Below are 8,951 nucleotides of genomic sequence, written 5' to 3' on the forward strand. Positions count from 1 at the left end.
TCAGCCACGCAACGGTTTGAGCTTGCGGTACAGCGTCGCCCGGCTGATACCCAGGGCTTCGGCAGCCGCCGAGACATTGCCCTGGTGCCGCGCCAGGGCGGCACGGATCAGCTCCAGCTCGTTATCCTTCAGGCTACCGGATGGCGCCGCGCCACTGGCCAGTTCGTCCAGCAGGCAGTCGGTCAGGTGCTCGAGGGTCAGCACCTGCTCGCCGTCCTCGCGCATGGCCAGGGCGGTACGCACGACCATTTCCAGCTGGCGGATGTTGCCCGGCCAGTCGAAACCTTCGAGCAATGCTGCCAAGGCCGGGTCGAGGGTCACACCGCTGGCGCCGGCCTTGTCCAGCACGGCCTCGATAATGCACGCCAGGTCATCGCGTTCGCGCAAGGCCGGCAGGCGCAGGGATACGCCATTGACCCGGTAGTACAAGTCTTCGCGAAAGTGCTGTTCCTGCACCAGGCGCTTGAGGTCGCGGTGGGTGGCGCAGATCAGTGCCACGTCGATATCCTGCTCGTCGCCCGCGCCCAGCGGCGCGACCCGGCGCTCCTGCAGCACGCGCAGCAGCCGCGCCTGCAGGGCCAGCGGCATGTCACCGATTTCGTCGAGGAACAGCGTGCCGCCATGGGCCTGCATCAGCCGCCCGACCATGCCGCCACGGCGTGAGCCGGTGAAGGCGCCTTCGCGATAGCCGAACAGTTCGGATTCGATCAGGCCTTCGGGAATGGCGGCGCAGTTGACCGCAACAAACGGCTTGTCCGCCCGCGGGCTGGCCTGGTGCAGGGCACGCGCCACCACTTCCTTGCCGGTGCCGGTCTCGCCCATTAGCAACACTGGCAGGCCGTTGCCCAGGCCTTGGCGGGCCATGCGCAGGTTACGCGCCAGCCGTGCATCACCGCCGGCCAGGGCATCCAGCGCAGGCGATTTGTTGGCCGGCGCCGGTTTGGCAGGCGCCGCGCTGCCGTTGAGCGGGCTGTGACGCGGCAGCTGCAACGCACGGAAGAAAAACTCGCCCTTGGCCGTTTGCACATTGCTCACCCCGCCCTGCCACAGGCGGGCGATGAAGGCCGGTGAACGTTCGCCCAGCAGGTCGCTGCTGCGCCGCCCGATCAAGCCCTGGCGCGGCACCTGCAGCAATTGGCAGGCATTGTCGTTGGCGGCCAGCACCTCGCCGTCCAGGCTCAGCGCCAGCAAGCCGTGCCAGGCGCTGTTGAGGTATTGCGGGCGGCTGTGGAAGGCCAGCACCAGCTGTTGGGGGTGGCACAGGCCGAACATCCTGCTCTCGATATTGCCAGCCGCCATCATCAGCATGCTCAGGCTGTCCTGTGGCTGGGCCATGACCCCTTCGCGGGTGATATCGAGTACGCCGATCACTTCGCCACGCGGATCGCGCAACGGGACAGAGGTGCAGGAGAACGGGCTGAGCCGGTCCAGGTAATGCTCGCCGCAGTTGATCAGTGTCGGCCGGCCTTCCACCACGGCGGTGCCGATGGCATTGGTGCCACGCAGCGATTCGCTCCAGCAGCTGCCAGGGTGCAGGTCGCGCAGGCCTTCGCGTTCCAGCACGTGGGTCTGGCCTTCGATGGCCAGCACGTTGGCCTGGGCATCGCCGAGGATGATGATGCCGCCCTTGCCCTGGCGCGAGACCAGGTAGTCCAGTTCAGGGGTGACGGCGTCCACCAACAGCCGGTTGCGTTCCAGCAGCGCGCGCAGGTCGTGGCCTTGCTGCAGCCCCAGGCCGACCTGTTCGCCTTGCAGGCAGTCCAGGCCATGACCAAGGCTGCGGCGCCAGGAAGCATCGATTTCATCGCGCAGCATGCCCAGCGGCAGCTCGCCTTCGCTGGCCAGGCGCAGGCGAGCCTGGCGGGATTCGTGCAGCGGGTCTTGGGCGTTTGTTATGGGGAATTGTCGCGCCATGTTTGCTCCAGCTGTGGCCCCCTTGTCAGGGCAACGGGCTTGGTTTTTTTTCGCAGTGTGCGGGAGATTTTTGTGGGCGTCGAGGTGCATGCCTTGAGGGGGGGCCTGTGAGATCGAGCGCCGCCCGCGCGGCGCATCGCGGATAAATCCGCTCCCACATCTGTTGCAACGTGGCCATGCCTGACACGCCATGGTTGTCGGCCGGTTTGCACGGCTCAAGTCGTGCGCCAGGGCGGGCAACCATGGCGTAACAGGTTCGGCACGTTGCAACAGATGTAGGAGCGGATTTATCCGCGATGCGCCGCGCGGGCGGCGCTCGATCTCCCAAGCGGCATCTCTCTCAAGGCATGTACTCCCAACCCCACCGCTAACCCCAATGCTGGGGAACACCGCCCACCAGAAAACCTGCAAAGACCATCAGCCCCACACCTGAAGCCCAAGCCACACAAGGCCTGCAGCCCAATGTGAAAATCTTGGCATGGCTGTTGCCGTAGTCCTCCCAGACGCCCCAAGTCATGGGCCCGTTAGCAGGAGGAACTGACTCATGCTCCGACCGATACCCAACCCGCTGGCAGTGGCGATCGTCGCCGGCCTGTTCCAGCTCCCGGCGCAGGCAGCGCTGTATGCCGTCGACACTGGGCCCTACACACCTGAAAACGGCCACTACGCCGCCTGGTACCAAGACACCCACGGCCGCACCCTCGACCTGTGCCTGTCCAAGGCAGTGAGCTCGCGGGTTGCCGGCGCCCCCGGTGCACCGTCGTACATGTGCACCCTGCTGCCGGCCCCAGGCATCTTCGACGACACCCAGCCTTTGGTCTTCCCGACCAACTGGCCGGATGAAGCCTTCTGGTTCACCGCCGACGCGGCCATCACAGACGCCGCCCGCGGGGTCACCCTGAGCTACGGCAGCGCCATCGAAGCGGCATTCGGCGGCGGTGACCCGGCAGAAAACGACCAGATCAGTTTCGCCCGCGTGCGGATCCGGGTCGATGTTCCCGCCGCCGGCACCTACGTGGTCACCCACCCCTATGGCGTCGAAGTGTTCGATGTACCCGCCGCCGGGCGCCGCGCGATCAACATGACCCGCGACATCGGTATCGGCTCTGCCGGCACCTTTACTGGCGCATTGAAGGGCGATGTCGGGCCGTTCCTGCGCAGCGTCAACGGCCCCTACACCGAAGGCAGCGAGAAATTCATCGGCGACCCCAACCTCAACGAACGTGTCACCGGCAGCCCGTTCAACACCAACTTCGTACGCATCGAAGGCCCTGGCGGCATCGACTTGCGCACCGACCTGTTCGCCATTTCCGGCAAGCTCTCCGAAGTGGTCCGGCCAACCCCGTTGATCCCGCTGCGCAGCACGTATTCGCGGCACACCGAAAACGGTGACCTGCGCGCCCAGCAGGACGTGTTCGTGCTAGCCCCACCACCGCCTGGCAGCGCCACCCTGACCAGCCAGACGCCCAACCTGCCACTGACCGAAGCCAACGGCACCGGCACCTGGTATGCCCAGTCGGCACTCAACCCGGCGCTGCCGACCAGCATGCTGATCAGCGCTGACAACAGCGTGGCGATCCCCACCAGCAGTGTGACCACCGCCGACCTGCCGCTCACCGACCTGGTGACCATCACCAAGGCCGAATACAGCCTGGCCAACGCCACCCTGACATTGATCGCCACCAGTAGCGACGAAACCAGCCCGCCGGCAATGACTGCCCGCACCGGCAACGGCACCTTCATCGGCAACTTCATTGGCAACGGCGCGCAGAAAAGCCTGACCGCCAACTTGTCGCCCATTCCGCCGGCCAAGGTGCAGGTCACCAGCGCCAACGGCGGCACCGACATCGAAGACGTGGTGCTGGTGCCATGAACAGACAAAGGCTTGGCCTTCAAGGAGGCAGCATGAACACTTGGCAACGCCGTGCGCTGTTGGCCGCCGGTTTCTCCCTCACTATCAGCAGTGCGGCCTGGGCTGCGCTGTCCGATGTCGACCCTGGGCCCTACACCTTCGCCACCGGCGGCTACCCACTGTGGTACAAGGACAGCGACGGCCTGTCACTGGAACTGTGCCGCTCACGCGCCGTCAGTACCCTGGTAGCCGGCGCACCGGGGGCACCGGCCTACATGTGCACGCTGCTGCCGGAACCGGGCATCTTCGACGATACCCTGCCACTGGTGTTCCCCGACAACTGGCCGCCGGAGATGTTCTGGTTCCTGGCAGAAACCAGTATTCCGGCCGTGGGCAACAGCGGTTATGAGCTCGACGCCTATGTCGCCGGCGTGGAGGCGGCCTTTGCCGCGGAAAACCCGGTCGATGGTGACCAGCAGAGCTTTGCGCGCATCCGTATCCGCGTCTCGGTCCCCCGTGCCGGTACCTACACCATCACCCACCCCTACGGCGTGGAGACGGTCAACGTCACCACCCCCGGGCGCCGGGCGATCAACATTACCCGTGACGTCGGTATCGGTGCGCCAGGCAACTTCACCGGGGCGCTCAACGGTGCCATTGGCCCGTTCATCCAGGGCTTGGGGGCACCCTATACTGCAGTGAACCCGGACACCGGCACCACTGACACCTTCATCGGCGACCCCAACCGGCCGGAAGCGATCAAGGGCAGCCCGTTCGGCACCAACTTCATTCGCATCGACGGCCCGCCCGGGCGCATCGAGACCAACCTGTTCACCGTTTCCGGCAAGGTGCTCGACCAGCGTCCGCAGTTGCCGGCGACGCTTGAGCGGGCCACTTACTCGCGCAATGGCAGCGGTACCCGGGTGGAAGTGTTTGCCAAGGCTCCGACAGGCGCCAGCGTCTGCTTCCGTAATGGCCTGGCACTGGTCGGCACGCCGCCATCGGCGTGCCAGTTCAGCATGCTCACCGACAACAGCGGGCTGTTCTTCAGCCAGCAACTGAGCCAGGTGGCGCCACCGCCAGTCGTGGTGGTGACAGCCAGCAGCAGCGATATCAATACCCAGCCGACCGCCATTTCCAGCAAGTTGTCCGACGTGGTCAACGTCAGCACCGCGCGTTACGAGTGGAGCAACAAGCGGCTGACCATCGAAGCGCGCTCCAGCGATGAAGTGGTGATCCCGGACATGGTCGCCCAGGGCTACGGTCGCCTGTCCAAGTCCGGCACCCTGCAGACACTCACCATCAATGATGTGAGCCAGCCACCTGCGACCGTCACCCTCAAGTCGAGCCATGGCGGCATGGATGTGGAGCCGGTGGTCGTGGTCGGCACCGCGCCGGTCGAGGCTGGCAACCAGCCACCGGTCGCCCAGGCCGATGTCGGCAGCACCAGCGTCGGCGTGCCGTTGACGATGAACCTGCTGCTCAACGACAGTGACCCGGACGGCAACCTGCCACTGAGCATCACCGACGTAACCCAACCGGCTACCGGCCAGGGCAGCGTGGTACTCAACGGCAGCACTGCGGTGACCTACACCCCGCCGCCCGGCGCCACGCAACCCGTGGTGGCTACCTTCACCTACCGGGCGATGGACGCCAAGGGGCTGAAATCGCAGCCAGCCACCGTGACCGTCAACGTCGCGCCCAACCAGGCACCAACCGCCAACGCGGACACTGCGACCACCCTGGCCGCCCCGCTGACCATCAACGTGCTGGCCAACGACACCGATCCGGAAGGCAACGTGCCGCTGACCGTGGTCAACCTCACCCAGCCGGCAGCCGGCCGCGGCACGGTGACCAGCGACGGCACCACCGTCAGCTACACCCCACCGGCCACCGTCACCACGGCCTTCACCACCACCTTCACCTACCAGGCGCGTGACGCCCTGGGCGCGGTATCCGCACCGGCCACCGTCACGGTCAACGTGCAGCCACGACCGGCAGCCGGCGAGACTTTCGCCGTCACCGCCGCCACCGTTCTGGCCCGCTCGAACAACCGTTACAACTGGGATGTCAGCGGCACCTCGTCGGTGACCACCGGCAACACCATCACCGTGCGGGTCACCACCACCACCGGCGTGCAGACCCTCGGCACCACAACGGTACCGGTGACTGGCCGTTGGCGCCTGACGGTGAGCAACAGCACCACGGTCGTCCCGACGGCCGCACCGACCGCCACCGTGACCAGCAGCCAAGGCAGTACCCGTACCGTCAACGTAACTGTGCAGTAAGGCCAGGAGACCGCCATGAAGCGCCTGTATCCACTGCTGCTGAGCCTGGCCCTGGCGGGCCAGGCCGGGGCCGATGACCTGATGGACAACGCCGACCTAGCGCCCGGCAGCGACCTCGGTGAACCGGTGATCATCCGCCTGCTGCCGGCCGGTGCCGGTCAGGCGGCGGTGATCGAGCAGCAAGGTAACGGCAACCGCGCCGCCCTCGACCAGAACGGCCAGGCCTTGCTGGGCCGCATCGTCCAGGCCGGGGGTGCGCAGGAGGCGTACATCCTGCAGGAAGGAAGTGACCTGATGGCCAGCATCAGCCAACAGGGATATGGCAACAGCGCTGCGATCCGCCAGAGCGGCACCAGCAACAGCGCCAGCATCGAGCAGATCGGCAACAACAACAGCGCAACTATCGAGCAGGCAGGCGCAGGCCTGAGCAGCTCAGTGACCCAAGCCGGCAATGGCCAGCGTGTTCAGATCACCCAATACCGATAGACCTGGAGGCACCACCATGTTCAAGCTCGCTCCCCTAAGCGCCGCTATCGTCCTGGCCTTGGCCGGCCAGGTCATGGCTGACGACAGTACCTCGAACCAGTCGCAGACCGGTAACCAGAACATCGCCGAGGTACAGCAGACGGTTGCGCCGTTCGCTGCGGCCACCCAGACCCAGACCGGCAAGGGCCACAACCACCTGGCGGTGCAGGAAAACAGCACCAGCACCATCACCCAGAGCGCCAGTGGCTCGTACAACGCAGGCTACGGCGAGCAGCTGTTCGAAAATGGCAGCCAGATCACCCAGCAGGCATCCGGTTCCTATAACGATGCCTTCGCCAGCCAGTCGGTGGGCGAGAGCAACCAGTCGCTGCAGAACCAGCAAGGCAGCGAAAACCGCTCGACCGTGTGGCAGGACACCCAGACCAACAGCCAGGCCACCACCACCCAGAGCGGCCAGCGCAACGAAGCCTTCGTCGAGCAACTGTTCGGCGGCAGTAACAACCGCGCCAACATCACCCAGGATGGCCAGGACAACTACGCCGCCTCCGAACACATACTGCAAAACGACGGCTACGTGCAGATCTACCAGCAAGGCAAGCAGAACTTCGCCTACGGTGACCAGCGCGACGGCATCGGCGGCACGCTGACCATTGACCAGTACGGCACCGGCCACTCGGTGGAAGTCTGGCAGGACACCCAGACCGACGCACGCGCCACCGTCAACCAGACCGGCCAGACCAACGAAGGCTACATCGACCAGAGCTTCGGCAAGGACAACGTCGCCAACCTGTATCAGACAGGTCAGTCCAACGCCAGCTGGTCGGATCAGTTCGAAACCAACAACTCGAACACCACCGTCTCGCAAAGTGGCAAGAACAACAGCAACTTCAGTTACCAGACCGGCGATAACCAGAGCCTGACCATCAACAGCAAGGGCACCGGTAACAAGGTCCTGGCCAGCAACTGGAAAGGCGACAAGCTGGGTGGCCAGTTCGGCAAGAACCAGACCGCCAACATCAACCAGAACGGCACCAACAACAGCGCCAACCTGACCCAGAACGGCGAGTACCAACTGGCCACGCTGAACCAGAAAGGTACCGGCAACACCATGCAGACCAAGCAGGCCGACAGCTACAACGAGCTGTACTTCGAGCAGAACGGGAGCGACAACAGCCTCATCGCCGACCAGCGCGGCACCGACAACTACGCCTACGGCTCGTCCACCGGCAGTGGTAACAGCATCAACCTGGACCAGTCCGGCTACGCCAACCAGAGCTACACCACCCAGCTGTACGGCAGTGGCAACAGCGCGACGATCAAGCAGGCTGACAGCGCCAACGTCGCCTACGTGACCCAGGGCGGCAACAACAACGCAGCCATCGTCAACCAAAGCGGCGCCTACCAGAGCGCCACCATCAGCCAGATGGGCAACGGCAACACGGCTACCGCTACCCAACGCTAATCGGCTCCCCCCTTGAACCGCGGCGTCTCCTCTCCCTGGCGTCGCGGTTCCTTTTTATCTCCCTGCTTTGCACATGAGTGATGACGCGGTCCTTGTAGGAGCGGCCTTGTGTCGCGAAAGGGCTGCAAAGCAGCCCCGGCGATATCTGCGGCGAAGCTGAAATCCTGGGGGCGCTTCTCCCCCCTGCGCGACACAAGGCCGCTCCTACAAGGACCGCGTTGGGCTTACAATGCCTGGAACTCACCCACGCCGCAGCCCCATGATCCAGTCCGACCTCGACCTGTTCGGCCCCCAGCCGCAACGCTTGGCCAGCCACACCGTGCTGCTGCCCGGCTTCGCCCTGGCCGGCATCGAGCCACTGCTCGACGCGCTGCGCCCGGTGCTGCGCGCAGCGCCATTCAGGCACATGCAGACACCGGGTGGCCTGAACATGGCGGTGGCGTTGACCAACTGCGGGTCGCTGGGTTGGGTCAGTGATGCCAAGGGCTATCGCTACAGCGCCACCGACCCAGTCAGCGGCCAACCCTGGCCAGCCCTGCCCCAGGTGCTGCTCGCGCTGGCGGGCCGCGCAGCGGCGACGGCCGGTTTCGAGGGTTTCGTGCCCGATGCCTGCCTGGTCAACCATTACCTGCCCGGCACCCGCCTGAGCCTGCACCAGGACCGCGACGAGCAGGACTTCAGCCAGCCGATCGTGTCGGTTTCACTGGGGTTGCCAGCGGTGTTCCTGCTGGGCGGGTTGCAGCGGTCGGACCGGACTCAGCGGGTTCCGTTGAGCCATGGGGATGTGCTGGTGTGGGGTGGTGAAGACAGGCTGCGCTTTCATGGGGTGTTGCCGATCAAGCCGGGTGTGCATCCACGCATGGGCGAGCGGCGGATCAACCTGACCTTGCGCAAGGCCGGGTGATTCAAGGGTTCGACGATGGATTTGCAGGGTCCGTGAGATCGAGCG

6 protein-coding genes are annotated in these 8,951 nt (G+C 65.3%); 5 read left to right on the top strand and 1 reads right to left on the bottom strand.

Annotated elements, in window-relative coordinates; all coding sequences use genetic code 11:
* On the bottom strand, positions 1–1,914 hold the full coding sequence (locus H040_RS22730) for a sigma-54-dependent Fis family transcriptional regulator (protein WP_027916694.1): 1,914 nt from the start codon (positions 1,912–1,914) through the stop codon (positions 1–3).
* A 544-nt stretch (positions 1,915–2,458) separates the two neighbouring features.
* On the opposite strand from H040_RS22730, the gene H040_RS22735 reads away from it, so the two are divergent.
* The 5 genes from H040_RS22735 to alkB all read left to right on the top strand — a co-directional run bounded on the left by H040_RS22735 (position 2,459) and on the right by alkB (position 8,906).
* Positions 2,459–3,787, top strand: a complete 1,329-nt coding sequence (locus H040_RS22735; RefSeq protein ID WP_027916695.1) for a hypothetical protein — start codon at positions 2,459–2,461, stop codon at positions 3,785–3,787.
* 32 nt (positions 3,788–3,819) lie between these two features.
* A complete protein-coding gene (locus H040_RS22740) occupies positions 3,820–6,054 on the top strand; it encodes an Ig-like domain-containing protein (RefSeq protein WP_027916696.1) in 2,235 nt (744 codons plus the stop codon).
* A 15-nt stretch (positions 6,055–6,069) separates the two neighbouring features.
* Positions 6,070–6,540 (top strand): curlin, encoded by a 471-nt coding sequence (locus H040_RS22745; protein WP_027916697.1) that lies wholly within the window; start codon positions 6,070–6,072, stop codon positions 6,538–6,540.
* A gap of 16 nt (positions 6,541–6,556) precedes the next feature.
* Positions 6,557–8,002: a curlin gene (locus H040_RS22750; RefSeq protein WP_027916698.1), complete on the top strand. Its 1,446-nt coding sequence runs from the start codon at positions 6,557–6,559 to the stop codon at positions 8,000–8,002.
* 259 nt (positions 8,003–8,261) lie between these two features.
* Complete coding sequence (gene alkB, locus H040_RS22755; protein ID WP_027916699.1) at positions 8,262–8,906, top strand: DNA oxidative demethylase AlkB; 645 nt, start codon at positions 8,262–8,264, stop codon at positions 8,904–8,906.
* Positions 8,907–8,951: the final 45 nt, after the last annotated feature.

The organism is Pseudomonas sp. URMO17WK12:I7 (genome assembly GCF_003269045.1).
GTDB lineage: Bacteria > Pseudomonadota > Gammaproteobacteria > Pseudomonadales > Pseudomonadaceae > Aquipseudomonas > Aquipseudomonas putida_J.